Origin of the sequence: Arthrobacter sp. OV608 (assembly GCA_900110595.1) — a bacterium.
Lineage (GTDB): Bacteria > Actinomycetota > Actinomycetes > Actinomycetales > Micrococcaceae > Arthrobacter.
On record FOEZ01000018.1, the window covers coordinates 26,845 to 52,346 of the forward strand.

The following is a 25,502-nucleotide window of genomic DNA, read 5'->3' on the forward strand; positions in this document are numbered from 1 at the left end:
CCTCTGACCCAACCGGGCTCGAACCCGTGTTCAGCCGTTTGCCGTGTTCAGGGTGGGGGTCCGGCCCGGGCCCGGCCGCTCGCCGCGCCCAGCACGGTCCGCTCGATCAGCTCCGTCCGGACCTCCACGGTTTGCGCCCCTCCCTCGAGGCAGCTGACCACCGCGGCGGCATGCCGCGCCGCGACTTGGGCCGCCACGTTGCAGGGTTCCCCGTCGGTGACCCCGCGCAGGGCGTCCGCCGCGGCGAGGGCAGCCAGGTCGGCGGCTGCGGCGGCCCTGCTGGCCAGCACAGCCGACTGGGCCAGGAGCAGCAGAAGCGCCATGGCCGTCATCAGCATCAATGCCAAACCCGCTGCGAGGACTGTTCCCGAGCCGCGCTCCGGTCCGTCCCCAACCCCGGCCCTGGCCCTGGCCCTGGTCATCCGGTGCCCGCCGCGGCCGCGGCGGCCGGGGAAACGCGGCCCGCTGCCGCTGCTTCGCTGCGGGTTGAGGCGCGGGCCGTCAGCGTCCACGGAATTGTTGCCCCCAGCGGACCCCCTACCCGGTCTGCGACAGTGACGTTCAGCCACTCGCCCTCGGCTGCCACAGCCGCCGATGCCGACGGTCCCGAAAGCGTTCGCACGATCCTTTCCACGGCTGCCGCATCGTCCCCGCGGGCCAGCGCACGTGCGCCCGCCCGGGCGCCTTCCTCCAGCCGCAGCTGGGTGATCCCGGCGGCTGCACCGGAAAGCAGCATGGCCAGCAGGAGCACAACGGCAGGCAGGGTCACGGCAAATTCTGCGGTGACGGCACCCTGCTCTGCCGCTGGCCGAAGGCGCACCGCATTCGGCGCACTGGTCATGGCAACGCCAGTGCCGTGCGGATCAGGTTCAGCAGGAAGCCACGCACTTCCTCACTGCGAAGGATGAAGACCAGCAGCCCGGCGAATCCGACGGCGGCTAAAGTGGCGATCGCATACTCGGCCGTGGCCATGCCGGCTTCTGATCCCAGCAGCCTGCGGACGCCGGTGCTGCGTTGGGCGGTGGCACCGGGGTAGACGCTGGCACCCGGGTAGAGCTCCACCACATTGGCCGGCAGTGAAGCAGACGCGGTTGGAGGCGCATCAGCGGATCGGGTTGCGGTGCGCCGTTTCGTGTGGTGCCGGGCTGCTGCGAGCGCTGCGGTTCCGGCGGCGTAATGGCGGTCATGGTTGATGGACATGCGGTGATTCCTTTCGATGGCCGGCAGGGTTGCCGGTGGTTTGACTCTTCCGGGCCTCGCCGCGGGCGGTAAGGCCGGCTGTTGCGTAAGTGGAAAAGGTGGGGCGGTTCGTAGCTGTGGAGGGGAAGAGCTGGCCTGACGGTTGGCCGCGACCCGGCGGTGAGAAGCCCCTCGGAACTGCCCGAACTGCCCGAACTGCGCCAGGACCGCCGCTCTGTCAGCCCGATGGGACCAGGGCCAGCAAAACGGGCACAACGCCGAGGCAGATAAAGGCCGGCAGCGAGCACAGTCCCAGCGGGACCACCAGCTTGACGCCGAGGGACGCTGCGCGCTTTTCCGCTGCACGGAACCTCTCCCGGCGAAGCCTTGCAGCCTGGGCGTAGAGGATCGCCGAGGACGGGGCTCCGGTGAGAGCCGCGAATCCCAGGGCATCCCGCAGTTCGAGAATGGCGGGTAACCTGACGGCTGAGCTTCGCCACGCAGTCTCCCAGTCCGCTCCGATTGCCAGTGCGGAAACGACGGGTCGCAGCGCTTGGCGGTACTGGGAGGACGCCGAGGCCGAGACAAGATCAAGGGAACGGCCGATCCCAGACCCGGCGTCCAGCATGGCGGCGACGAGTTCGAGCATCATGGCGGTGTCCTGCAGGCCGTCGGGTCCATCCCGGCTGCGGAACCGGCCGCCAGCAGTCCTTGGATCATCAGCCGAACCAGGATTTTGGGCTGGGGACAGGGTGGCCAACCGCTTCCGTGGCCGGCCCCTGCCAAGGAATAGAAGGCAGGCGGCGGCGGCCAGGAAGGCCAGGAGTGCGAGCGCCGGCAGCAATGTTCCGGTCATGGCAGTCCCGCTCCTGCTGCACCCGCCACCAGCCGGGCGGACCATACCCTGCCCGCTATGGTGAGGGCAGCCCCAGCCACGAGGGCCGCCAGTCCCAGCGGCGTGCCCAGCAGAATTGCCAGCGGATCCACACCGAGGGCCATGCCGAGGCCCAGCCCCATCAGCGGAAGCCAGGTGAGCAGCCTGACCGTGGCTTTTGGCCCTGCCAGTGCCGTCTGCCGCGCTGCGTCGGCGTCGTCCTCTACTTCCAGCTGCGCCGCGAACCTGGTCAGCACGTCAGCCAAGGGGCAGCCGCTTGCTTCTGCGATGTCGAAGCAGGCCGCAAGCTGGGACCAGATCCGGGATTCCTTGCCCGGGCGCGGAAAAGCCGCGGGCAACGCGCGCCTGATGGCCTCAGATACCGGAGCACCTGTACGCGCGGCGGCGCGGGCCGCCGCCAGCAGCGCCAGTGAGCCCTGGCTTAGCCCGGTGCCGTGCCGCGATGCGGATGGACCATCCTGTTCGGTTTGGCTGCTCGCCCCGTAAATTCCCCACAGCTCATCCCACAGGCGGGCCGGGGTGCGCCCACCCTTCAGCAGCGCGGCAAGCTGTTGCACCACCAGAGTCATGGATGCTGCAGGGCCGGAGACCGCCGCCTTCCCGGTTCCAGGCCTGATCCCCCTGATCAGGCGGGCCAGCGGCCTTACCGATGTTCGGGCAGCAGCAACACCGCCCGTGGCGCGGCGGAACCTTGCTGCCGCATCCTGCGGCGGGCGAAGAACCAACAGCGCAGCCAGCACCAGGGCCGCTGCGAGGAAAATGGTCACAAGCCTTGCCCCGGTTCACGTCCCAGCCGGTTGGCCAGTGCGTCCCATCCCTGACCCCGAACGGTGTTGCCCTCCGGGGCTTCCAGGGCTGACACAACGCGAAGACCGTCACTGCCGTCCTCGATAAGGCCGATGCACGCCACTTCCCTTCCGCGGCCGGTCCTTTCGACGTGGATCACCACGTCAAGGGCGCTGGCCGCCTGGAGCCGGACGCCGTCCGGGCTCAATCCGGCGAGGGCACCCAGGGCTGTGAGCCGGGCAGGGACAGCCTGCGCAGTATTGGCGTGGATGGTCCCGCCTCCTCCGCTGTGTCCGGTGTTCATTGCGGTCAGCAGTTCCCGGACCTCGGCGCCGCGGCATTCCCCCACCACCAGCCGGTCGGGCCTCATGCGCAGGGCCTGCCGGACCAGCTCGCCCAGCCCCACCTCCCCGCCGCCTTCGAGGTTTCCGTGCCGGGATTCGAGGGCGACCACGTGTGGATGGACCGGGTTCAGCTCGGAAGCATCCTCGATGAGGACCAGCCGCTCCGCGGGGGCACACAGCCCCAGCAGGGTGGACAGCAGCGTGGTCTTGCCGGAACCGGTGGCGCCGCTGATCAGAAAACTCAGCCGAAGTTCCAGCACCCGTTCCAGGACGTCCCTTACCAGGGGGCCGAACATTCCGGCCGCCTGCAACTCGTCCATGCTGAAGACCCGTTCACGTCGGATCCTAACGCTGAGCAGGGTTCCCGCCGTGGACACCGGCGGCAGGACCGCATGGATACGGTAACCACCCGCCAGCCGCACATCCACGCAGGGCGAACCGTCATCCAGGCGGCGCCCTCCCGCGGCAACCAGCCTGCAGGCCAGCGCCCGCAGCTGGGCCTCATCGCCGAAGGCGACGGGGACGGGCTCGATGCCCCGGCCCCGGTCCACCCATACCGAGTCCGGAGCGTTGACGAAGATGTCCGTGACCGCCGGATCCCGGGTGAGCGGCTGCAGGGGTCCCAGTCCGCTGAGCTCGGCGCTGATGCGCTCCACCGCGGCCAGCGATCCGGCCGTGCCCAGCAGCTTGCCGGTAGCCTGTACCGCCGCAGCCACCCGTGAGGGCGTGACAACGCCGGCTTCGGCCATCATGGACTCGCGGACCGATTCCAGCAGCCCGGCGTCAACGATCTGCCGCTCCACCCGGCGCTGGCCTTCCATGCGCTGGCCTTCCATGCGCTGGCCCTCGATCAGCCGGGCACGCCGCCGCAGCCCGTCAGCTGTTCCCGATACTCGCGGGGATTGCTGCTTCATCCGAACTCTCCCGTGGGCAGCTCGTCGCCGAGTGAGTCGAGCACTGAGGCGGCAAAATGCCGGACGCTGCGCCTTTTGCCCAGTTCCAGCAGCCGGCCCGATTCCATGGCGGCACCGACTCCGCGGAGCTCAGGCACGCGTCCCTGCACGGGCAGGCCGATGGCCTCCGAGATCAGCGAGGCGTCCAGCGCAGCCCCCGGCCGGCCCCGGACCAGGAGGCCGGCCTCCACGGGCGGGAACTCGTTGAGCAGCCGCACAGCCGCGACGGCCGCCTTCAACTGGGCGGGAACCACCATCATGATCCGGTCGCAGTCCCAGGCATAGGACTGGAGGGGTCCCGCGCCCCGGCCGATGTCCAGCACTACCAGTTCAAACCCGCGGCGTGCGGCGTCGAGCACGCCGGTGGTGGTGGGCGCGGCCACGGGTACGGGCTGTTCACGGGTGGCCGGCCAGGACAGGAACGAAAATCCTCCGGAGACGGGCAGTGAGTCGGACAGCTGGCCCGAATCGATGCTGCCCCGCGCTTCGGAAAGGTCGGGCCAGCGCAGGCCCGGGCTTTCCTCCGCGGCGATGGCGAGTTCCAGGCCTCCGCCCCAGGGGTCGCCGTCAACGAGCAGTACGCGTGCTCCCATTCCGGCCGCCGCCTGTGCTATCCAGATCGCGGCCGTGGTGGCTCCGGCGCCGCCGCACCCGCCGGTCACACCCAGGATGATCCCGCCCGGGCCGGGCGCCCGCGAGCGGCTGAGGTGGTCCGCCAGCCAGGCTGCGGCGTCAGGGAGTACGGCCACCCGCTCAGCGCCGAGCGCCGCGGCCAGGTGCCACAGGCTGTCGCCTTCACCGTCCAGACCGACGAGGACAGCCGGTGCCCGCCGCCGGGGCGGCAACTCCCGGATGTCACTGCCCACCAGAACCGCGGCCGAGCCATCCCAGTACCTGGCCCCTTCCAGTGCATCGGCAACAACGCGAAGATGCGCTCCGGCCGCCGCCACGATCCGCTCCACCTCGGCCCGCACAACAGCGGACGAGGTGACCAGCAGCACCTCTTCCCCGCTGTCCGGCAGCCAGGCCTCGTCCGGCCCTGCCAAACCCGCCGCAAAGCCGGGAGAGGCCGGCAGCAGCAGGTCATCCGGGCTCCGGGACGAATGCGCGGCAGGGACTGGATCTGAAGGGATGGGTGTCAACTGATGCCTGCTCATGGAGCCACTGTCCACCGCTGGCCGGGCAACGATAAGGCAGCCCCGGCCCTATGTGCACAAAACCGGCGGCAACAAGCCTGTGCAGGAAGAGTCACGGCGGCAAAGCATGCGAAGAAGACAAGGCAGAATTGGAGCATGTACCTCCTGCTCGCCGCCCACCCCTCCGGCGCGGTCCTGCAGGAACTCACCCAGGCCGGCCACCCCCACCCGGACAATCCGGAACCCAGGCTTGCCTCCACGAGCGAGCTCGCCGACGTCGTCCGCGGGCTGGAACGCACGCCACGCGCGGGGCAAGCGCCACGCTGGATCTGGCACCGCACCCAGGACTGGTACCCGTCCCTGCTGGCATGCGGGGTGGAACTCGAACGCTGCTATGACCTGAGCCTCTGCGGGAACATCCTGGCCCTTTCCCAGTTCACCGCCCACACTGACTACGCCAGGAACGCCGAGAAGGTCACCCTGGATGACCCGGAGCAGCCGCCGCGTGCGCTCCAGCCGCCTCCGCCGCCTCCCGAACAGGACGCCCTGTTTGAGGATCCGAAAACTGGCTCCCGACCCCGTTTCACCCTTGAAGACCTTCGGAGCGAATACGCTGCCCAGCAGGAAGCGCTGGCCGCCGTCAGTCCGGAGGAGAACCGCCGCAGCCGGCTTCAGCTCCTGCTGGCCGCCGAATCCGCCGCTGCCATGATCGCGGCTGAAATGCAGCACGCCGGAGTTCCCTGGCGGGAGGACCTGCACGAGGAAATCCTGGCCGACTATTTGGGTCCCCGCCCGCCCCTGGGCCACCGCCCGGCCAAGCTTGAGGCGCTGAACATCGAACTGCGTAGGCTGTTGAACGCCCCCACACTGAATCCGGACTCCCCGCAGGAACTCATCCGTGCCCTGCACCGAAACGGCATCGAGGTGAAAAGCACCCGCCAGTGGGAGCTCAAGGAGTCGAACCACCCGGCCATCGAACCGCTGCTTGCCTACAAGAAGCTTTCACGCCTTCACACGGCGAACGGCTGGGCCTGGCTTGACGCGTGGGTGGCCGGCGGCCGGTTCCGGCCTGAGTACGTAGTGGGCGGCGTGGTCTCGGGCCGCTGGGCCTCGCGCGGCGGAGGTGCCCTGCAGATTCCGCGCCAGATCCGCGGCGCCGTCCATGCCGATCCAGGCTACAAGCTGATCGTGGCGGACGCTTCCCAGCTTGAACCGCGCGTCCTCGTGGCACTGGCGCAGGACGCCATCATGGCTGAGGCCGCCCGGGACCAGGACCTCTATGCCGGCATCGCCGCGAAGGGGTTCGGCGGCGACCGGGCGAAGGCGAAAGTGGCGCTGCTCGGTGCCATGTACGGCGCCACCTCCGGCGAGGCCGGGCGCCTGATGCCGCAGCTCACCAGGACCTATCCGCGGGCGGTAGGTTTTGTGGAGCAGGCAGCCCGGGCCGGCGAGTCCGGCGGAACCGTCACCACGCGGCTTGGCCGCAGCAGCCCGCCCCCGTCGGAGCGCTGGTTCCAAAGCCAGCGTCCGGCGTCGGCCGAGGAGCAGCGGCGCGCAGAATCGATAGCGCGTTCCAGGGGGCGTTTCACGCGCAACTTCGTGGTCCAGGGTTCCGCGGCGGACTGGGCAGCCTGCTGGCTGGCTGAATTACGACGGCGGCTGCGTGCCTTGCGCACGGAAGGCCAAGCGAGGGCGGAGCTCGTCTTCTTTCTCCACGACGAGGTGATGGTCCACGCACCCGTCCACCAAGTGGAAGCGTGTATCCAGGCGATTGAGGATGCCGCGAGCGCAGCAAAGGCGCTGTTGTTCGGGCCTGTTCCGGTGGAGTTTCCGGTGAGCGTGGCAGTGGTGGATTCGTACAACAACGCCAAATAGGAAGCGACTTGCAACGCACCTTGGTGCCCGCCGGCGCGACGTTTGTCGAGAAAAGTAACCTACCCGGCGGTAGCTCGCCGGGTCACCGTGACGCGGGTTACAGTCTTCTGGTGACTGAAGCAGATCGGTCCAGAGGTTGATGCAAAGACGCAACACCAGGGGAGGTCCGGCATATGGCGGGCAGGTTTGAAATACATCGGGTTGGGGACGAGTCGTACAGGCTGCGGCTGACGGATGCAGAAGGCAACATCGTTGCCGTCTCGCCAAACTTCAAGTCTCTGAACACACTTTTGGAAGGCGTTAAGGCGATGCGCGAGAATGCGGCCACCGGGATAGTGGTGGATCTCCGCCATCAGCAGGCCTGAGGCAAAGTGACCAGCGCCGGCGGCAAAGACTAGACACCCATTGGGTGCACCCGGCTCCGGTCCCACGGAACGGCCCAGCCGAGCTGTTCAAAGAGGCCGTTCAGGACGATGCCGGTAAAACCCCAGACCACCACTCCATTGACCGTGAAGGCCGGGCTGTCGAACGTGCGGCCCGCACGGTGGACTGTTGCCATGACCCTGTTGTCCGGATCCAGCAGGTCCCGGACGGGGACCCGGAACACCTGCGCGGACTCGGCATAATCCACCACTCCGACGGGCGACGGCGAGCGCCACCACCCCAGGACAGGGGTGACGAGGAAGTTGCTGTGGGCCAGGCCCAGTTCCTGCAGGGTGCCCAGGACCTCCACGCCGTCCGTCTCCAGCCCCGTTTCCTCTTCGGCCTCCCGCAGGGCCGCCTGAACCGGTGTTTCCCGTGCGTCAATGGCGCCGCCGGGAAACGCCACCTGCCCTGGGTGGGAACCCAGGGTGTGCGCGCGTTCCAGGAGCAGGACGTCCAGGTCTGCGGGGGCCAGCGGCTTGTCCGAGGCAGCCGGAACGTCATCGAGGGCCCCGAAAAGCATCAGGACAGCGGCCCTGCGCGCCCGCGTGGCGTCCACCGTCAGGGCGGCCCACAGGGGGTCCGGGGCGGATACCGACCCTGACGCGGACCTGCGCGCCAAGCCGATCAGGTCTTCGCGGGCGCTCAAGGGTTCCTCTTTTGGGATTCCATCCTGATTTCGGCCGCCCGGTGGGTTTCGGCCAGCAGCTGGGCCAGGAGGGCTTCGTTGCCGGGAGCGAGTTCGTATTTCAGCAGTTTTGCCGCTTTGGCCGGATCTGTTTCGCCCATGCCGTAGCTGGGGCACCAGGTGGCCACCGGGCACGCACCGCATGCCGGCTTGCGGGAGTGGCACACCCGCCGCCCATGGAACACCACCCTGTGGGAGAGCATGGTCCAGTCCCTCTTCTCGAAGAGCTCGGCCACGTCATATTCGATCTGGACAGGGTCCTCGGACTGTGTCCAGCCAAACCGGCGCGCAAGGCGGCCAAAATGGGTGTCCACCGTAATCCCGGGGACGCCGAACGCGTTGCCCAGCACCACATTGGCGGTCTTCCGGCCCACCCCCGGCAGCGTGACCAGGTCCTCCAGCCGGCCGGGAACCACACCGTTGTACTCGTCCACCAGCCGGGTGCACAGGGCGAGAAGGCTTCGCGTCTTGGCCCGGAAGAAACCGGTGGGTTTGATGATCTCTTCGATAGCGGCGGGATCCGCTTCTGCCATGGACCGCGGATCAGGATAACGCGCGAACAGCAGCGGCGTGATCTGGTTGACGGTGACATCGGTGGTCTGCGGGGACAGGACCGTGGCCACCAGCAGTTCGAACGGACTGCGGAAATCAAGTTCCGCATGGGCGTAGGGGTACTTCTCTGCCAGGGCCCTGTTGATCCGCCGCGCCCGCCTCTTCAGTCCGAGCATGGACTCGGCGGAGACCACGGGCATACCCGCGGCCTGGCCGGCGGGAGCCTGCCCGCCGCCGGCCTTGGCGGCCCGGGAACCGGTGGCAGCCCGTGTGGCTTTGGCCGCCCGGGGCGAGGCCATCGGCTAGCCGCGCTCGATATTGCTGAGGTCGCGCAGCACGCCCAGCCGCCCGTCGGTGTGCTGGACCAGGAATTCGTGTCCGCGGTCCTCCAGTGCCAGCACCCAGCCGCCTGGCTCGATCACGAATGCGGGGGCGCCGGTGCGGGGATCAAAAGCGGTGCGGTGCTGTGCCACGGCGAACCAGAACGCTTCATGGATGGGCTGTTCGTCCGCTTCCTCAGGCCGGCTTGCGGGATCGACGGTTGCCCCGATCGGATTGTCCGCCCGGACCTGCGGGTGGACGGCCGTAGCGGCTGGCGGCTCCCAGGAGCCCTGCGCAGCGGAAGGGGCAGCGGCAGCGGAAGCTGCCGGGCCGCCGTCGTGGTTGCCGGCAGTACGCTGCGCAGCGGCCGGCGAAGCTCCGGAACCAGCGGCAGCACCCGCAGCCGCACCACCGGCCGCGGGGAGGTCCGCCAGCTGCGTCTCCTCCGCGGAAGAAGCTGACGCAGGGCTGACGACGCCGGACGCCTGGGTTGCCGGCTGCGCCGAAGCGGGACGGACGACGTCGGACGCCTGGGTTGCGGGCCTCGAGTCACCTGCCATGCGGGCGTCGGATGCTTCGGGGGCAGTGGAAACAGGTGCCGGGCCCGTGGCAGGCGCCCCGGAAGCGGCCACGCCGGCAGTGGGAACCGCCGCCGTGGCGGGGGCGTGGTGCTGCGTGGCATGGGGCTGGACCGCCGAGGATCCGGCCCCGGCACCGCTGAACAGCCCTGCGCCGGAGGCAGGCTTGGAAGCAGTGGACTCCACCTTGGGCTTTTTGGGCGCGCGCGGTTTCTGGACGGGAACGGCTGCTTCCCGTGCCACCACATGCGCGGGGACTTCCACGCGGCCCTGGAAGTCGGGTGAGACATAGGGAATGAAGCGGCCCAGGACCGTCGCGGCAAACAGGACCAGGGCGCCGATCAGGGCCACCAGCAAGGTGGGCACATAGGCGACGGCAACGGTCAGGAAGAAGAAGGCGACCGCGAAGGACGCGACGACGGAAGCGAACTGGTCGATGGACAGCGATCCGATCCTGATTTTTGTGCCGGGGGCCAGCCTGCGCGCGGCGAAGAGTGCGCTCACCACCAGGGGCAGGACAATACCCAGGCCGAGGAAGAAGAGGTTGTTCAGGTTCCAGAGGTTGTAGCGGCCGCCGAAGATGGGCAGCAGGGACGCGACGAACAAAATGAGCGTGGCGGCAAACACGGCCAGGTCCCGGATGGTGAACGGACCGAGCACTGCCTGGTGGGCGTTGGCGCCCTTGCCTTCGGACGTGGCCGGCTTGCCTGCCCCGGCGGCCGGGGCAGCGGAACTGCCGGAACCCGCCTCGGCGTCAGGGCCTGTTTTCTGGCCGAAGATCTGCTGGTTCATTCTGTTCTCCTTAGCGTGGCGGCACCGGGCCAAGTGGCCCCGAAACCGTGCCGTCGTACAGCGGCTCCCTCCTGCCCCGGACGCTTGCGCGGCCGGATGGGAGGCACCGAAGTGAAGTCACAATTCAATCTCAGCCTAGTCAACAGCCTCAGTGATCACTAGCTGGGCGCGGCCGGTTCAGTGGCCCCTCGCGTCCACTCACCGCTTAATAAATGCCGTTCGCGGGTCCGTTTGTGACAGCGCACACATGCGCCACTGGCAAGCATTAGTCTTGATTCCGGAACAGCTCTTTGCGGAAAATCCGTGACCAGCCGGTGCCCGGCGTCGTGCAGGCGGCGGAGCCCGGCCGGCGGCGGATGCCCGCGCAGCAAAGATCGATGAATGATGAGGTTCACATGTCCCAGGACACTTCAAGCTCCACGGCCATCGCTGCCGCCGGCTCCGGACAGGGCGGGCAGGCCGGCCAGCAGGGCGATGCCTTTGAAAACCTGCTGCACGAGACCCGGACGTTTCCGCCCACTCCCGAGTTCGCCGCTGACGCCGTGGTCAAGGCTTCGGAATACGAGGAGGCCGCGGCTGACCGGCCGGCGTTCTGGGCGAAGCAGGCGCGTGAGCTGCTGACCTGGAGCAAGGATTTTGACGAGGCGCTGGACTGGTCCAACCCGCCGTTCGCCAAGTGGTTCGTGGGCGGAGAGGTCAACGCGGCCTACAACGCGCTTGACCGGCATGTGGAGGCCGGCCGGGGTGACCGGGTGGCCATCTACTTCGAAGGCGAACCCGGTGACACCCGGACCTACACCTATGCCCAGCTGACTGACGAGGTGAAGAAGGCAGCGAATGCGTTCGAGTCCCTCGGTGTGGTCAAGGGTGACCGGGTGGCCGTATACCTGCCGATGATCCCCGAGGCCGTGATCACGCTCCTGGCCTGCGCCCGGATCGGTGCGGTGCATTCGGTGGTGTTCGGCGGTTTCTCGGCTGACGCCCTGCGCTCCAGGATCGAGGATGCCGAGGCCAAGTTGGTGGTCACAGCTGACGGCACGTACCGCCGCGGCAAGCCCAGCGCCCTCAAGAGCGCCGTGGATGAGGCCCTCGCGAACGATGGCCACAGCGTGCAGAACGTGGTGGTGGTCAAGCGCAACGGCCAGGACGTGGACTGGACCGAGGGCCGGGACCACTGGTGGGCAGACACCGTGGAGGCGGCTTCCACCGAGCACACCGCCGTGGGCCACGACTCCGAGCACCCGCTGTTCATCCTCTACACCTCCGGCACCACCGGCAAGCCCAAGGGCATCCTGCACACCACCGGCGGGTACCTCACCCAGAACGCCTATACCCACAAGGCAGTGTTCGACCTGCACCCGGAGACGGACGTGTACTGGTGCACGGCCGACGTCGGCTGGGTCACCGGCCACTCCTACGTCACCTATGCCCCGCTCATCAACGGCGCCACCCAGGTGATGTACGAAGGCACCCCGGACTCCCCGCACCAGGGCCGCTGGTGGGAGATCGTGGAGAAGTACAAGGTCTCCATCCTCTACACCGCCCCCACCGCGATCCGGACGTTTATGAAGTGGGGCCGGGAGATCCCGGACAAGTACGATCTGTCCTCCCTGCGCGTGCTCGGTTCCGTCGGCGAACCCATCAACCCCGAAGCCTGGATGTGGTACCGGAAGGTCATCGGCGGGGACAAGACCCCCATCGTGGACACCTGGTGGCAGACCGAAACCGGAGCGCAGATGATCGCCCCGCTCCCGGGCGTCACCGCAGCCAAGCCCGGCTCCGCCCAGGTGCCGCTGCCGGGCATCGCGGTGGACGTGGTGGACGATATGGGCGAATCCGTCCCCAACGGCCACGGCGGCTTCCTGGTGATCCGCGAACCCTGGCCCGCCATGCTCCGCGGCATCTGGGGAGATCCCGAACGGTACAAGGACACCTACTGGTCCCGCTTCGAGAACATGTACTTCGCCGGCGACGGCGCGAAGAAGGACGAGGACGGCGACATCTGGCTCCTGGGCCGGGTGGACGACGTGATGAACGTCTCCGGCCACCGGCTCTCCACCACCGAAATCGAATCCGCCCTGGTATCCCACCCCGCGGTGGCTGAAGCCGCCGTGGTCGGAGCCACAGACGAAACCACCGGCCAGGCCGTCGTCGCGTTCGTTATCCTCCGTGGCGACGCGGTGGATTCCGGAGATGACATCGTCCAGGAACTCCGCAACCACGTGGGCAAGGAAATCGGCCCTATCGCCAAACCGAAGAACATCCTGGTGGTCCCCGAACTGCCCAAGACCCGCTCCGGCAAGATCATGCGCCGCCTCCTCAAGGACGTCGCAGAAGGCCGTGACCCGGGAGACGCCACCACTCTCTCGGATCCCACCATCATGCAGCAGATCGCGCAGTCGCTCAGAAAGTAACAGAGGCTTAGCATCCCCGAAGAAGCTGCAGAATGGCCCCGGTTTCCCTGTCAATCAGGGAAATCGGGGCCATTCGTGTTTTGTGACGATTCAAAATAATCGATATCCAAAATGTTATTTCCCGTTCTTCCATGTTCTGTTTTGCGAGGTTATAGTCGAGGCATGTGAGGTGTCTCACATGCGGCTATTTTTCAAGGGAGAGAACATGGCTTCACAGTTTGATGCGTCTGCAACTGCATTTCCGAGCAGGCGGAGCATCCTCAAGACCGTCGGCGTAGGCGCGGCAGGCCTGGCCGGCATCCCGTTCCTCGCGGCCTGTACCGGCGGGAGCGCCCCGTCCGCCTCGGGCTCCGACTCCCCCGGCCTGACCTTCGGGTCCGGTTCCTCCGACGACGTCCCCAAGCGGGCCTACCAGGCCGTCACTGACGCTTTCACGGCCAAGACCGGCAAGAAAGTCACCACCAACGTGGTGCCCCACAACGATTTCCAGAACAAGATCAATTCCTACCTGCAGGGCTCTCCGGACGATACGTTCACCTGGTTTGCCGGCTACCGGATGCAGTACTACGCCGGCAAGGGGCTCCTCGCACCGATCGATGATGTCTGGGAAACCATCGGCGGCAACTACTCCGATGCCCTGAAGAAAGCCTCCACGGGTCCGGACGGCAAGATGTACTTCGTCCCCAACTACAACTACCCGTGGGGCTTCTTCTACCGGAAGAGCCTCTGGGCCGAGAAGGGCTACGAGGTGCCGGAAACCTTCGACGCCCTCAAGACCCTTGCGGCAAAGATGCAGGCGGACGGTATCATCCCTATCGGCTTCGCCGACAAGGACGGCTGGCCGGCCATGGGCACCTTCGACTACATCAACATGCGGCTCAACGGCTACCAGTTCCATGTGGACCTCTGCTCGCACAAGGAATCCTGGGACCAGCAAAAGGTCAGCGCGGTCTTTGACACCTGGTCCGCCCTGCTTCCCTTCCAGGATCCCGCGGCCCTCGGCCAGACCTGGCAGGACGCCGCCAAGGCGCTGGAAGCGAAAAAGACCGGGATGTACCTGCTCGGCTCCTTTGTCACCCAGCAATTTACGGACCCTGCGGTGCTGGCAGACATCGATTTCTTCGCGTTTCCGGAGATCGCAATGGAAGGCCGCGACGCCGTCGAAGCCCCCATCGACGGCCTCCTGCTGTCCAAGAAGGGCGGGGAAAACAAAACGGCGCGCGACTTCATGGCCTTCCTCGGCACCGCCGAGGCGCAGAATGCCTATGCCGCCGTAGACGCGTCCAACATCGCCACCGCCAAGGGGACGGACACCTCCAAGTTCAGCCCGCTCAACAAGAAATGTGCGGATACCATCGCGGACGCGAAGTACATCAGCCAGTTCTTTGACCGCGATGCACTGCCCGCCATGGCCAACAACGTGATGATCCCGGCCCTGCAGAGCTTCATCAAGGACGGCAAGATGGACGTCAAAAACCTCGAGGCCCAGGCCAAGACGCTCTACGCCGCGCAGTAGTTCCCAGCGCAGTAGTCCCAGGGCTGATCTTCCAGCCCTGCCCGGGCCGCCCCACTGGCGACCAGCCGGGAAGGGAACGACGACGGCGGCGCAGGCCCGCGCCGTCGTCGTTCCCTTCCAGCGTCCGCACCAACAAAGGGAAGACTTCCATGAGCAGCATTGCACAAGAACTGATCCCGCCCGAAGCGCGGGAACCCAGGGGCGGCAGGATCCGCCGGACGAAAGGCGGGCGGGTCCGCCGCCTCTCCCGACGGGACAAAGTGGTCCTGTCCCTGATGGTGGGGATCCCCACCCTGATCGAACTGGCCATGGTGTGGCTGCCGATGCTGATGTCGGTTGGGCTCAGCTTCACCCGCTGGAACGGCCTGGACCTGGGCGATATCCGTCCCGCCGGCGGGGAGAACTATCAATTCATCTCCCAGGACTATCCACCGTTCTGGCCGGCTGTGCAGCACAACATGCTGTGGCTCCTGTTCCTGGCCCTGATTGCCACACCGCTGGGGCTGCTGCTGGCCGTACTCCTTGACCAGAACATCCGGGGCAGCAAGATCTACCAGAGCATCTTCTTCGCGCCCGTGATGTTGTCACTGGCCCTGATCGGCATCATCTGGCAGCTCTTCTACCAGCGCGACAACGGACTTTTGAACTTCCTGCTGGGCACTGCGGGGACACCGCAGGCTGTTGACTGGTTCGGGGACTCCTCAGTGAACATCTGGGCAGCCATGATCGCTGCCACCTGGCGGCATGCCGGCTACGTCATGCTCCTGTACCTGGCAGGGCTGAAGGGCGTAGACCCGAGCCTGAAGGAAGCCGCGGCCATCGACGGGGCCAGCGCGGTGCAGACCTTCTTCCGCGTGGTCTTTCCTGCCATGCGTCCTATCAACATCGTCATTGTGGTGATCACCATCATCGAATCACTGCGGGCCTTTGACGTGGTGTACGTCATTAACCGCGGCACCAACGGCCTGGAAATGCTCAGCGCCCTGGTGATCCAGAACCTGGTGGGCGAAGGCCAGGTGATCGGCGTCGGCTCCGCCCTGGCAGTGGTGCTGCTGGTCATTTCCCTCGTCCCCATCGTCTTCTACCTCAGCCGCACCTTCGGCAAGGAGAACAAAGCATGAGCACCACCACAGCACGCCCGGGCACCATCGATACCGCAGCGCTGCGGTCCGGCAGCAGGCCCAAGCGCCATTATGGAACCCACATTTTCCTCACGGTCATGGCGGTGATGTGGCTGGTTCCGCTGGGCTGGTCCCTCTTCACGGCCCTCCGGCCGGTGGCATCAACGAACGAACATGGCTACTTCAGCCTTGCCGGTGACTTCAACTTCGACAACTTCATCCAGGCCTGGACCCAGGGCGGATTCGCCACCTACTTCTGGAACTCCATCATCCTCACCGTCCCGGCAGTGCTCCTGACCCTGTTCCTGGCGTCCCTCATGGCGTTCGCCGTGAGCCGCGTCAACTGGAAGTTCAACGTCACCCTGCTCATCATGTTCACCGCCGGCAACCTGCTGCCGCCGCAGGTCCTGGCCGCACCGCTGTTCGAGATGGCCAAGCACTTCGAGGTGCCCTACACCTTCAGCGATTCCGGCAACATGCTGAACACCTACATCATTGTGATCGCGGTCAATACCGCGTTCCAGATGGGGTTCTGCACCTTTGTACTGTCCAACTACATGAAGGCGCTCTCGGCGGACCTCACCGAAGCCGCGCTGGTGGACGGCGCCGGCATCTGGCGGCAGTACCGGGAGATCATCATGCCACTCTGCCGGCCGGCATTCGCTGCGCTCGGCACACTCCAGGTCATCTTCATCTACAACGACTACTTCTGGCCCCTGATCTTCATCCAGAGCGGTAACCGGCTACCCATCACCACGGCCATCAACAACCTCCAGGGCGAGTTCCTGAGCAACTACAACCTCCTGGCCGCAGGGGCCGTCATCACGGTGATTCCCACGCTGGTGATCTACCTGCTGCTGCAGCGGCAGTTTGTTGCGGGCCTGACTCTTGGTTCAAGCAAGGGGTAGACCATGATGGACTTTGACGGGAACAGCGCTCCCCCTCCCGCAGCACGAAAGGAACCCCATGCTCCCCGCAGCACGCCACCAGGCCATCGTGGACGCCGTCCAGCGCGAACGGGTGGTCCGCGTCTCGGACCTCGCCCAGCAATTGGGTGTCTCACTGATGACGGTCCGCCGGGACATCGAGCTGCTGGAGGAAGGCGGCAAGCTGGAGCGGATCCACGGCGGAGCCAAGCTTCCTGGCGATGCCAGCACGCACGAACCCGGCTTTGAACTGAAGTCCACGCAGCTGACGGCGGAGAAGCGTGCCATCGCCGTCGAAGCCGCGGCCCTGGTCCAGGAGGGTATGGCCGTTGGCCTCAGCGCCGGGACCACCACCTGGGCACTGGCCAAGGAACTGGTCAATGGACCCCAGATCACGGTGGTCACCAACTCGGTGCGCATCGCCGACCTGTTCCACCATGCTGCGTCAACCGGCCCGGCCCGCTACAGCTCCACGGTGATCCTGATCGGGGGCCAGCGCACGCCGTCGGACGCGCTGGTGGGCCCTATCGCCACCAGCGCCCTGAAGCAGCTGCACCTGGACCTGCTGTTCCTGGGTGTCCATGGCATGGATGCGATGGCGGGCTTCACCACCCCCAACCTGCTCGAAGCCGAAACGAACCGCGCCTTTGTGGCCGCCGCAAGGAAGACCGTGGTGCTTGCGGACCACACCAAGTGGGGGGTGCTGGGCATCAGTTCCATTGCGGCACTGGAGGAAGTGGACGAGGTGATCAGCGATCCCGGACTTGGTTCCGAAGCACAACGTGTCCTGCAGGAGAGGGTAGGCAGGCTGCGGCTGGCCGCAGCCTAGGAGCGGCCAGGCTACGAGCAGCCGCAGGACTGCCGGACCTGCAGTTCGGCAGGGAAAATAAGGTGTTCGGATTCGTGGTGGCGGTGCGCGCCGATGAGGGCACTGACGGCGGCCTCCGCCATGGCTTTTGCCGGCTGTTTCACCGTGGTGAGCGGAGGCCAGCTGTACTCCGCCTCGGCCGAGCCGTCGAAGGAAGCCAGGGCAATGTCCCTGGGGATTGACAATCCCGCTTCATGAAGCGCCCGAAGGATACCCACCGCCTGCAGGTCCGAGGTGGCGAAGATAGCGGTGGGACGGCTTGCTGCGGCCAGGAGGCGTTTCCCGGCGGCATAGCCGCCCTCCCGCGTGAACGGGGTGCGGACAATGGGACCTTCGGACAGGCCGGCCGCGGCAAGGGCCTGGAGCCAGCCCTCTTCACGGCCGTCATAGTAGTTGCCCGTGTTGGTTCCCATGGCGAGGGCGATATTGGTATGCCCGTGGCCGATCAGATGTTCCACGGCCGTTTTCGCCCCGGCCACCAGGTCAACGCCCACGCTGTCGAATCCCGGAGCGTCGGCACTGTGGTTCAGCAGGACAACAGGAATCTCCGCAGATTCAAGTTCCGGCAGGGCAGGTTCCATCAGAACACTGGAAAGGATCACCCCGTCCACCTGGCGTGCCGCAAGGTTTCGGAGGTTCCGGAGTTCCTTGGCGAGGTTTCCGTCCGAGTTGGTCAGCAACAGGGCGTAGCCCAGTTCGGCGGCGGCATCTTCCACGGCATGGGCCAGCAGCGAAAAGAAAGAGTTGCTGTTGTCCGGGATGACCAGCCCTATCGTTTCGCTGGACCCCAGCTTCAGGGCGCGGGCGGCAGCATTCGGGCGGTATCCCAGCCGGCGGATGGCGTCCTGCACTTTGGCTTCCGTTGCGGGCGCCACTTTTTTGGGCCCCCCGTTGACTACATAACTCACGACGGCGGTGCTGACGCCCGCGAAGCGCGCAACGTCCTTGCGCGTCACCGGTCCGCGCGGGGCCGGCACTGCCGAAGTGGTCATGGAGTACATGCTAGCTATCAGTGGGCCGGGGCGTCGCCGAAGTCGCGGATGGGCAGCCGCGCGCCGTTTTGCTGGGCCGACTGGTGGGCCACGATCCCGGGCAGGGTGAAGCGGGCCGCCACCCAGGCGTTGACCGGCGGAAGCGTGCCCTGGTTCACGGCGGTCACAAAGTCATCAACCAGGAAGTGGTGGCTGCCTTCATGCCCGTTGGGTGCACCGCGGAACTCTTCAGGCAGCCGCTCCGCGTTGTGGACCGGGGCGAGGCCGGACACAAAAGCGTCCCGGAGTTCAGGGGCCACGTTGGCCAGCGAAGGATCATCCAGGGACATGCTGGGCCGTGTTTCCACCTGCTCCGAAATGTCATGGACGTTCATTTTGTCCTGCCAGACGGTGACCTTAGCCAGCTGCTCGAAGCTTGCCTCAGTGCCGAAGAACCGGAACCGGGACTCCCGGATGTGGGACGGATAGCCCACTCGGCGCATCTCATTGGTACGCATCACCCCGCCGTCGTTCAATTCAAAGAGCGCCGTGGCGTTGGAGAAGTCGTTGCCGAACATGCTGACGGCCTGGTCGAACACGCCGTCGTTCCGGTCATCCCTGACACCTACACAGCTGACGCTGACGGCGTGCGCCGGGACGGCGCCGAGCACACCCCCGATGGCGTGGGTGGGGTAGAGCATCGGCGGGTAGCTTGCAGTTTCCTTCCAGCGGTCGCCGCCGCTGTACTGGTAGGCGTCGTAAAAGCCCAGGTCCATGTCGTGGACATAGTCGCCCTCGGAGTAGAAGATCCGGCCGAACCGCCCTGCTGCATGCTGCTCCCGCGCATATACAGTCGCCGGGTTGTAATAGCTGGTCTCCCCCATCATGTACACCAGCCCGGTGTCGCGGACGGCGTCAATGATGCGCGCAATCTCTTCTTCCGAGATGGCCATGGGGACGGCCGAGTACACATGCTTGCCAGCGCGGAGTGCCTGCTCCACCAGCGGGCCGTGGGTCCAGCGCTGCGTGAAGATCGCAACCGCGTCAACGTCGGAAGCGAGCAGTTCCTCGAAACTCTCCTTGGACCCTGCGAGTTGGTAGCGCTCCCGGGCCTCGGCGGCGCGCTCGGGCCGCTCGTCCACCACATACACCTCGCTGACCCCGGGATGGAGGTTGAAAAGGTGTGCGAACTGCCCGCCGAACTGTCCCGCGCCGAGTACGCCGATCGAAAACGTCATTGTCTGCCTTTCCCTGGTTGCAGGGGCACCGAGGCAGGCGCCCTCCGTCAGGAAGCCAGTGTTGCACCTGCTTCTACTCGAGTCAATAACCCAGCAGGTGAACTAATCCCGCAAGAAACAGCATTTAAAGTAATCCTTGCCGCCCTGTATCTACTCGTGTAGATTGCTCTTCAAGTTGTTACCCCCGTCACAGTCAGGAAAGGGTCGAAGATGACCACCCTTGCCAAACACTCAGCACCTGTTTCGCCTGCCCCGGACAAACCCAAGCCCTACGGCGGCCTCCGCCGGTTCGGGGACCTCAAGATCGCACTGCTTTTCATCGCCCCGGCAATGATCGGGTTCATCGTCTTCTACGTTGTCCCCACCATCCGCGGCGTGTACCTCAGCTTCACGGAGTACAACATCCTCGGAGACCCGGAATGGGTAGGGGTGGACAATTACACGGCCATCGCCAAGGACCCCCTCTTCTGGAACTCCCTCGCCGTCACTGGCCAGTACGTTTTCCTGAACATCGTCCTGCAAACCGCACTGGCACTGGGCCTGGCGCTCCTTATGCACCAGGTGGCCAAATCCACCATCATCCGCGGCGCCCTGCTGATGCCGTACCTGATGTCCAACGTCATCGCCGCACTGCTGTGGTTCTGGATGCTCGACTACCAGATCGGCGTGGTGAACCAGTTCATCGAATGGGCCGGACTCCCCCGGGTGGCGTTCTTCGGCAGCGAGGAGTGGGCCATTCCCACCCAGGCCGTGATCAACACCTGGCGGCACATGGGTTACACAGCGCTGCTGATCTTCGCCGGCCTGCAGGCCATCCCGGGCCACGTGTACGAGGTGGCGAAACTGGACGGGGCGTCAGCCTTCCAGACCTTCCGCAAGATCACCATTCCCCTGCTGCGTCCGGTCCTGGTGCTGGTACTGGTGGTGACGGTGATCGGTTCCTTCCAGGTCTTCGACACCGTTGCCGTCACCACCGCAGGCGGCCCGGTCAACGCCACCCGCGTCATCCAGTACTACATCTACCAGCGCGCCTTCACCGAGTCGGACTTCGGCTACGGATCCGCCATCGCCGTCATTCTCTTCCTCATCCTCGCCCTGGTGGCCTTCATCCAGATGAAGTTCCTCAAGGGCAACGAGTCGGACCTGGACTAAGGAGTCCTCCATGACCACCACAGCAAGCCGCGCCCAGCTGGCGGCCGCAACCCGCCGCCGTCGTCCTTTCAACCCCCGCCGCGCCGCCGCCTGGGCCCTGCTGGTCCTTGCGATCGCCGTCTCCGTGCTTCCCTTCCTCTGGGTCCTGCGCACGGCACTGTCCACCAACAACGCCCTTGCCACCAACGCCGCCAGCCTGCTGCCGGCGGAGTTAAGCTTCGGCGCCTTCAAACGGGTCTTCGGGCTCCAGTCAGCGGCGGACGCCGTGGCGGAAGGCGGCTCCGGGGCGCAGATCGACTTCTGGCTCTACCTTCGGAACTCGATCGTCTTCTCCTCCATCACCACTGCGGGCGCAGTCTTCTTCAGCGCAATGGCCGCCTACGCCTTCGCCCGGCTGCGCTGGAAGGGCCGGAACGCCGTCTTCAGCCTCTTCCTCGGCACCATGCTGGTCCCGCCGATCTTCACCGCCCTGCCCAACTTCCTGCTGATCAAGAACCTGGACCTGCTCAACACGATGCTCGGCATGGTCCTGCCCTACATCTTCATGACCCCCTTCGCCATCTTCTTCCTGCGCCAGTTCTTCCTGAACATGTCCCGCGAAGTGGAGGAGGCGGCCATGCTCGACGGCGCCAAGCACCTTCGCATCTTCTTCCAGATCGTCCTGCCCAACGCCGCAGCCCCCATCGCCACGCTTGCCCTGCTCACCTTCATCGGCCAGTGGAACGAATACTTCTGGCCCCTGCTGGTCGGCTCCCAGGACGACGTCCGTGTGCTCCAGGTTGGCCTGGGCGTCTTCAAGTCCCAGTCGCCGCAGGGTGCACCGGACTGGTCCGGCCTCATGGCCGCGACCCTCATCTCGGCCCTGCCGGTGCTGATCCTCTTCGCCGCCTTCGGCAAGAAGATCGTCAACTCCATCGGCTTCTCCGGCATCAAGTAACCACCACGCCACCCATCCCACCCCTGAACGGAAAGTAGAACCATGAAGAAAACCCTCGGCGCCGTCGCCGTCGCCGCAGCTGTGGCACTGTCCCTGTCCGCCTGCAGCGGATCAGCCTCCTCGGCTGAGTCCTCCAAGGGCGAGATCAGCTACTGGCTCTGGGACGCGAACCAGCTCCCGGCCTACCAGCAGTGCGCTGACGACTTCACCAAGGCCAACCCGGACATCAAGGTCAAGATCACCCAGCGCGGCTGGGACGATTACTGGAGCACCCTCACCAACGGCTTCGTGGGCGGCACGGCACCGGACGTGTTCACCAACCACCTGGGCCGCTACGGCGAACTGGCCGAAAACAAGCAGCTGCTGGCCATCGACGACGCCGTCAAGAAGGACAACATCGACCTGACCGGCTACAACGAAGGCCTCGCCGATCTGTGGGTGGGCCAGGACGGCAAGCGCTACGGCCTCCCCAAGGACTGGGACACCATCGGCCTGTTCTACAACAAGGCCATGCTGGCCGGCGCCGGCGTCACCGAGGACCAGATGAAGAACCTCACCTGGAACCCGGAGGACGGCGGCACGTACGAAAAGGTTGTTGCCCACCTCACCGTGGACAAGAGCGGCAAACGCGGCGACGAGCCCGGCTTCGACAAGAACAACGTTGCCGTTTACGGGCTGGGCCTGAACGGCGGCGGCGACTCCTCCGGGCAGACCGAGTGGAGCTATCTCACCAACACCACCGGCTGGTCCCACACGGACAAGAACCCGTGGGGCACCCACTACAACTACGACGACCCCAAGTTCCAGGAAAGCATGGAATGGTTCGCCGGCCTGGCTGAGAAGGGTTACATGCCCAAGCTGGAAACCACTGTAGGCGCAGCCATGGCCGACACGTTCGCGGCAGGCAAGTCTGCGATTAACGCCCATGGTTCGTGGATGATCGGGCAGTACACCGGCTACAAGGGCATCGAAGTGGGCATCGCCCCCACCCCTGTGGGCCCGCAGGGCGAGCGTGCCTCGATGTTCAACGGCCTGGCGGACTCCATCTGGGCCGGTACCAAGAAAAAGGATGCCTCCATCAAGTGGGTGGAATACCTCGCCTCGGCCGACTGCCAGGACGTTGTAGCCTCCAAGGCGGTTGTCTTCCCGGCGCTCAAGGCATCCTCGGACAAGGCCGCTGAAGCGTTCGCCGCCAAGGGCGTGGACGTCTCAGCCTTCACCGAGCACGTCAAAAACAAGACCACGTTCCTGTACCCCATCACGGACAACACCGCCAAGGTCAAGGGCATCATGGAGCCCGCCATGGACGCAGTGGTCTCCGGCAAGGCGCCCGCAAGCTCCCTCACCCAGGCCAACGAACAGGTCAACGCCCTGTTCAAGTAGGCACCCAAACGTGGTTGCGTATGTGGTCGCAACCACTGCGCCGGATGCCGCCGTTCCCCTCCTCGCGGCGGCGGCGTCCGGCCACCCCTTCCCCTTGCTTTCCTGACGTGCGTAACTTAAGGCGCACCCCTTGAACACTGAAAGAGATCCTATGGACCCCCTCCACCTCCGTTCCGCCGGCACCAGCCTGGTGATCAGTTTCAACAGCGGGGAGGCCGAGATCATCCATTGGGGTGCTGACCTTGGCAGCCCCCTCCCGGACCTCGCCATCCTCGGCGAGCCCGTCCCCCCCTCCGCCATCGACGCCACGGTTCCCGCCGGCCTCCTGCCCCAGGCCTCCTCCAGCTGGCGCGGCCGCCCGGGCCTGCGCGGGCACCGCACGGCCGACGGCGTTTCCGGACTCGACTTCTCCCCGCGCCTTCGCACCGTGGCAGCACATGCCGAGGGCAGCACGGCGGTCATCACCCAGGCCGACGCCGAGGCAGGCCTCAGCGTGGAGTCCACCCTGGCACTGCACGACGGCGGCCTGCTCGAACTGCGGCACACGGTCACCAATGACGGCACCACCCCTTACCAACTGGACGAACTGGCCACCGTCCTCCCGGTGGCCCCGGACGCCGTCGAACTCCTCGACCTGACCGGCCGCTGGTGCCGGGAAAACCACCCGCAGCGCCGGGCCATCCAGCAGGGTACCTGGGTGCGGACCGGCCGGCACGGCCGCACGGGTCATGACTCCTCCCTGGTGCTCGCCGCCGGCACCCCGGGTTTCGGCAACCGCCACGGCAAGGTCTGGGCCACCCACCTGGCGTGGAGCGGCAACCACGAACAGTTCACCGACACCATCGGCGACGGCCGCACCATGATCGGCGGTTCAGAACTCCTCGGACCGGCCGAAGTCATCCTGCAGCCACAGGGCAGCTACACCACGCCCGCCCTGTTCGCCGCCTACTCGGACCGCGGACTGGACGGCATCAGCGAGGCGTTCTACAGCTGGTTCCGGTCCCGCCCGCACCACGTGCTGCCGGCGGCAGGCGGCGGCAAACCACGTCCGGTGGTGCTGAACACCTGGGAAGCTGTCTACTTCGACCACAACCTGTCCGCCCTGATCGAGCTGGCTGATTCCGCTGCGGACCTCGGCGTGGAACGATTTGTGCTCGACGACGGCTGGTTCAGCGGCCGCCGGGACGACCACGCCGGGCTCGGCGACTGGTACGTCGATGAGACCCTCTGGCCGGACGGACTGACCCCGCTGATCGACGCCGTCACCTCGCGCGGCATGGAATTCGGCCTCTGGGTGGAGCCGGAAATGGTCAACCTCAACTCGGACATTGCCCGCGCCCACCCGGAATGGATCGTGGGCCCGGCAGCCCTGTCCCACAAGGACGGCGGCCGGCTGCCCCTGGAATGGCGCAACCAGCACGTGATCGACCTCGTCAACCCTGACGCCTGGCAGTACATCTTCGACCGCATCGATGCCCTGCTGCGTGACAACAGGATCAGCTACCTGAAGTGGGACCAGAACCGGGACCTGCTGGAACACGGCCACGCCGGACGCGCCTCGGTCCACGAACAGACCCTGGCCGCCTACCGGCTGTTCGACGAGCTCAAGAAGGCGCACCCCGGCGTCGAGATTGAAAGCTGCTCCTCGGGCGGCGCACGCGTGGACCTGGGGATCCTGGAGCGGACGGATCGGATCTGGGCCTCGGACTGCAACGACGCCCTGGAGCGCCAGAGCATCCAGCGGTGGACCGGGCTAGTGGTACCGCCGGAGCTGGTGGGCGGGCACATCGGGCCCACCACGTCACACACCACGGCCCGCACCCATGACCTGTCCTTCCGCGCCATCACGGCCCTCTTTGGCCATTTCGGGATGGAATGGGACGTCCGGCAGGTCACGGGTGCCGAGCGGCAGGAACTCAAGCGGTTCATCGGCCTCTACAAGGAGCACCGCGGCCTCATCCACAGCGGCCGGATGGTCCGCGCGGACGTTCCGGACGGGTCGCTGATGCTGCACGGCACCGTCGCTGCCGCGTCGCCGGAGGCAGGCACGACGGCGGCCCTGTTCACCTTGGTCAGCACGCGCACGGCGTTCGCCGAGCAGCCCGGCAAGGTGGCTATCCCCGGCCTGGAGCAGGACCGCAACTACCGGGTGGAGGCCATCTTCCCGGCCCCGGGTGACGCTGACTACGGCCACACATTCACGCAGGTCCAGCCGCCGGCCTGGCTGGCCGACGGTGCCGTGGCCAGCGGCCGCTTCCTGGCCGAGGTGGGCCTGCCGATGCCGATCCTCAACCCGGAGCACGCGTTGCTGCTGCGCTTCACCGCACTCTAGACAGGCAGGGCATCACCAGGAACAAAGCTAAAGCAACGCGGGGTCAGTTATTGCCCATCCAGGACATCCGGACGGGCAATATCTGACCCCGCGTTGTTCCATTGGTGATCAAAGCGAACCGT

At 66.2% G+C, this 25,502-nt stretch carries 23 protein-coding genes; 11 read left to right on the forward strand and 12 right to left on the reverse strand.

Translation table 11 applies throughout. The features are described from left to right. Positions 1-47 precede the first annotated feature (47 nt). The 7 genes from BMX78_RS18440 to ssd all read right to left on the reverse strand — a co-directional run bounded on the left by BMX78_RS18440 (position 48) and on the right by ssd (position 5,314). Positions 48-422 carry an Rv3654c family TadE-like protein gene (locus tag BMX78_RS18440; protein ID WP_091422576.1) on the reverse strand — a complete coding sequence of 125 codons (375 nt, stop codon included), beginning with the start codon at positions 420-422 and terminating at the stop codon, positions 48-50. After that, positions 419-841: a TadE family type IV pilus minor pilin gene (locus BMX78_RS18445; RefSeq protein WP_091422578.1), complete on the reverse strand. Its 423-nt coding sequence runs from the start codon at positions 839-841 to the stop codon at positions 419-421. The genes BMX78_RS18440 and BMX78_RS18445 overlap by 4 nt, the downstream gene beginning before the upstream one ends. Next, positions 838-1,200: a DUF4244 domain-containing protein gene (locus BMX78_RS18450; protein ID WP_091422581.1), complete on the reverse strand. Its 363-nt coding sequence runs from the start codon at positions 1,198-1,200 to the stop codon at positions 838-840. The genes BMX78_RS18445 and BMX78_RS18450 overlap by 4 nt, the downstream gene beginning before the upstream one ends. A 217-nt stretch (positions 1,201-1,417) precedes the next feature. Then, on the reverse strand, positions 1,418-2,035 hold the full coding sequence (locus tag BMX78_RS18455; protein WP_091422583.1) for a type II secretion system F family protein: 618 nt from the start codon (positions 2,033-2,035) through the stop codon (positions 1,418-1,420). Continuing rightward, positions 2,032-2,841, reverse strand: a complete 810-nt coding sequence (locus BMX78_RS18460) for a hypothetical protein (RefSeq protein ID WP_091422585.1) — start codon at positions 2,839-2,841, stop codon at positions 2,032-2,034. Before BMX78_RS18460 ends, BMX78_RS18455 begins: the two co-directional genes overlap by 4 nt. Next, a complete protein-coding gene (locus BMX78_RS18465) occupies positions 2,838-4,040 on the reverse strand; it encodes a TadA family conjugal transfer-associated ATPase (protein WP_286139137.1) in 1,203 nt (400 codons plus the stop codon). Before BMX78_RS18465 ends, BMX78_RS18460 begins: the two co-directional genes overlap by 4 nt. A 74-nt stretch (positions 4,041-4,114) precedes the next feature. Then, complete coding sequence (gene ssd, locus BMX78_RS18470) at positions 4,115-5,314, reverse strand: septum site-determining protein Ssd (RefSeq protein ID WP_091422596.1); 1,200 nt, start codon at positions 5,312-5,314, stop codon at positions 4,115-4,117. Between the two features lie 135 nt (positions 5,315-5,449). On the opposite strand from ssd, the gene BMX78_RS18475 reads away from it, so the two are divergent. Both BMX78_RS18475 and BMX78_RS18480 read left to right on the forward strand, forming a co-directional pair. Next, positions 5,450-7,168, forward strand: a complete 1,719-nt coding sequence (locus BMX78_RS18475) for a bifunctional 3'-5' exonuclease/DNA polymerase (RefSeq protein ID WP_091422599.1) — start codon at positions 5,450-5,452, stop codon at positions 7,166-7,168. 173 nt (positions 7,169-7,341) lie between these two features. After that, complete coding sequence (locus BMX78_RS18480; RefSeq protein WP_091422602.1) at positions 7,342-7,533, forward strand: YegP family protein; 192 nt, start codon at positions 7,342-7,344, stop codon at positions 7,531-7,533. A 29-nt stretch (positions 7,534-7,562) separates the two neighbouring features. Here BMX78_RS18480 and BMX78_RS18485 read toward each other — a convergent pair whose 3' ends face one another. The 3 genes from BMX78_RS18485 to BMX78_RS18495 all read right to left on the reverse strand — a co-directional run bounded on the left by BMX78_RS18485 (position 7,563) and on the right by BMX78_RS18495 (position 10,522). Further along, a complete protein-coding gene (locus BMX78_RS18485; protein WP_091422604.1) occupies positions 7,563-8,240 on the reverse strand; it encodes an NUDIX hydrolase in 678 nt (225 codons plus the stop codon). After that, on the reverse strand, positions 8,237-9,031 hold the full coding sequence (gene nth, locus BMX78_RS18490; protein ID WP_091422695.1) for an endonuclease III: 795 nt from the start codon (positions 9,029-9,031) through the stop codon (positions 8,237-8,239). Before nth ends, BMX78_RS18485 begins: the two co-directional genes overlap by 4 nt. Before the next feature lie 102 nt (positions 9,032-9,133). Further along, positions 9,134-10,522 (reverse strand): hypothetical protein, encoded by a 1,389-nt coding sequence (locus tag BMX78_RS18495; protein WP_091422606.1) that lies wholly within the window; start codon positions 10,520-10,522, stop codon positions 9,134-9,136. Positions 10,523-10,917: 395 nt separating this feature from the next. On the opposite strand from BMX78_RS18495, the gene acs reads away from it, so the two are divergent. The 5 genes from acs (at position 10,918) to BMX78_RS18520 (ending at position 17,328) form a co-directional block, all read left to right on the forward strand. After that, positions 10,918-12,936, forward strand: coding sequence for an acetate--CoA ligase (gene acs, locus BMX78_RS18500; RefSeq protein WP_091422700.1), 2,019 nt, complete (start codon positions 10,918-10,920; stop codon positions 12,934-12,936). A gap of 205 nt (positions 12,937-13,141) precedes the next feature. Continuing rightward, positions 13,142-14,452 carry an ABC transporter substrate-binding protein gene (locus BMX78_RS18505; protein ID WP_286139133.1) on the forward strand — a complete coding sequence of 437 codons (1,311 nt, stop codon included), beginning with the start codon at positions 13,142-13,144 and terminating at the stop codon, positions 14,450-14,452. A 149-nt stretch (positions 14,453-14,601) separates the two neighbouring features. Then, positions 14,602-15,573, forward strand: coding sequence for a carbohydrate ABC transporter permease (locus BMX78_RS18510; RefSeq protein ID WP_091422612.1), 972 nt, complete (start codon positions 14,602-14,604; stop codon positions 15,571-15,573). Beyond that, on the forward strand, positions 15,570-16,481 hold the full coding sequence (locus tag BMX78_RS18515; protein ID WP_091422614.1) for a carbohydrate ABC transporter permease: 912 nt from the start codon (positions 15,570-15,572) through the stop codon (positions 16,479-16,481). The genes BMX78_RS18510 and BMX78_RS18515 overlap by 4 nt, the downstream gene beginning before the upstream one ends. Before the next feature lie 58 nt (positions 16,482-16,539). Beyond that, complete coding sequence (locus tag BMX78_RS18520; RefSeq protein ID WP_091422617.1) at positions 16,540-17,328, forward strand: DeoR/GlpR family DNA-binding transcription regulator; 789 nt, start codon at positions 16,540-16,542, stop codon at positions 17,326-17,328. A gap of 11 nt (positions 17,329-17,339) precedes the next feature. Here the strand turns inward: BMX78_RS18520 and BMX78_RS18525 are convergent, their stop codons facing one another. Further along, positions 17,340-18,368, reverse strand: a complete 1,029-nt coding sequence (locus BMX78_RS18525) for a LacI family DNA-binding transcriptional regulator (RefSeq protein WP_502686310.1) — start codon at positions 18,366-18,368, stop codon at positions 17,340-17,342. 8 nt (positions 18,369-18,376) lie between these two features. Next, positions 18,377-19,576, reverse strand: coding sequence for a Gfo/Idh/MocA family protein (locus BMX78_RS18530; protein ID WP_091422620.1), 1,200 nt, complete (start codon positions 19,574-19,576; stop codon positions 18,377-18,379). A 210-nt stretch (positions 19,577-19,786) separates the two neighbouring features. Between BMX78_RS18530 and BMX78_RS18535 the strand changes: the two genes are divergently transcribed. The 4 genes from BMX78_RS18535 (at position 19,787) to BMX78_RS18550 (ending at position 25,380) form a co-directional block, all read left to right on the forward strand. Beyond that, positions 19,787-20,728 carry a carbohydrate ABC transporter permease gene (locus tag BMX78_RS18535; RefSeq protein ID WP_091422622.1) on the forward strand — a complete coding sequence of 314 codons (942 nt, stop codon included), beginning with the start codon at positions 19,787-19,789 and terminating at the stop codon, positions 20,726-20,728. 10 nt (positions 20,729-20,738) lie between these two features. After that, entirely contained in the window at positions 20,739-21,665 is a 927-nt protein-coding gene (locus BMX78_RS18540) for a carbohydrate ABC transporter permease (protein ID WP_091422624.1), read from the forward strand. Positions 21,666-21,707: 42 nt separating this feature from the next. Beyond that, the gene (locus BMX78_RS18545) at positions 21,708-23,048 is read left to right on the forward strand and encodes an ABC transporter substrate-binding protein (RefSeq protein WP_091422627.1); all 1,341 of its coding nucleotides are present in this window, start codon (positions 21,708-21,710) and stop codon (positions 23,046-23,048) included. A gap of 151 nt (positions 23,049-23,199) precedes the next feature. After that, positions 23,200-25,380: an alpha-galactosidase gene (locus tag BMX78_RS18550; protein WP_091422630.1), complete on the forward strand. Its 2,181-nt coding sequence runs from the start codon at positions 23,200-23,202 to the stop codon at positions 25,378-25,380. The last annotated feature ends 122 nt before the right edge of the window (positions 25,381-25,502 follow it).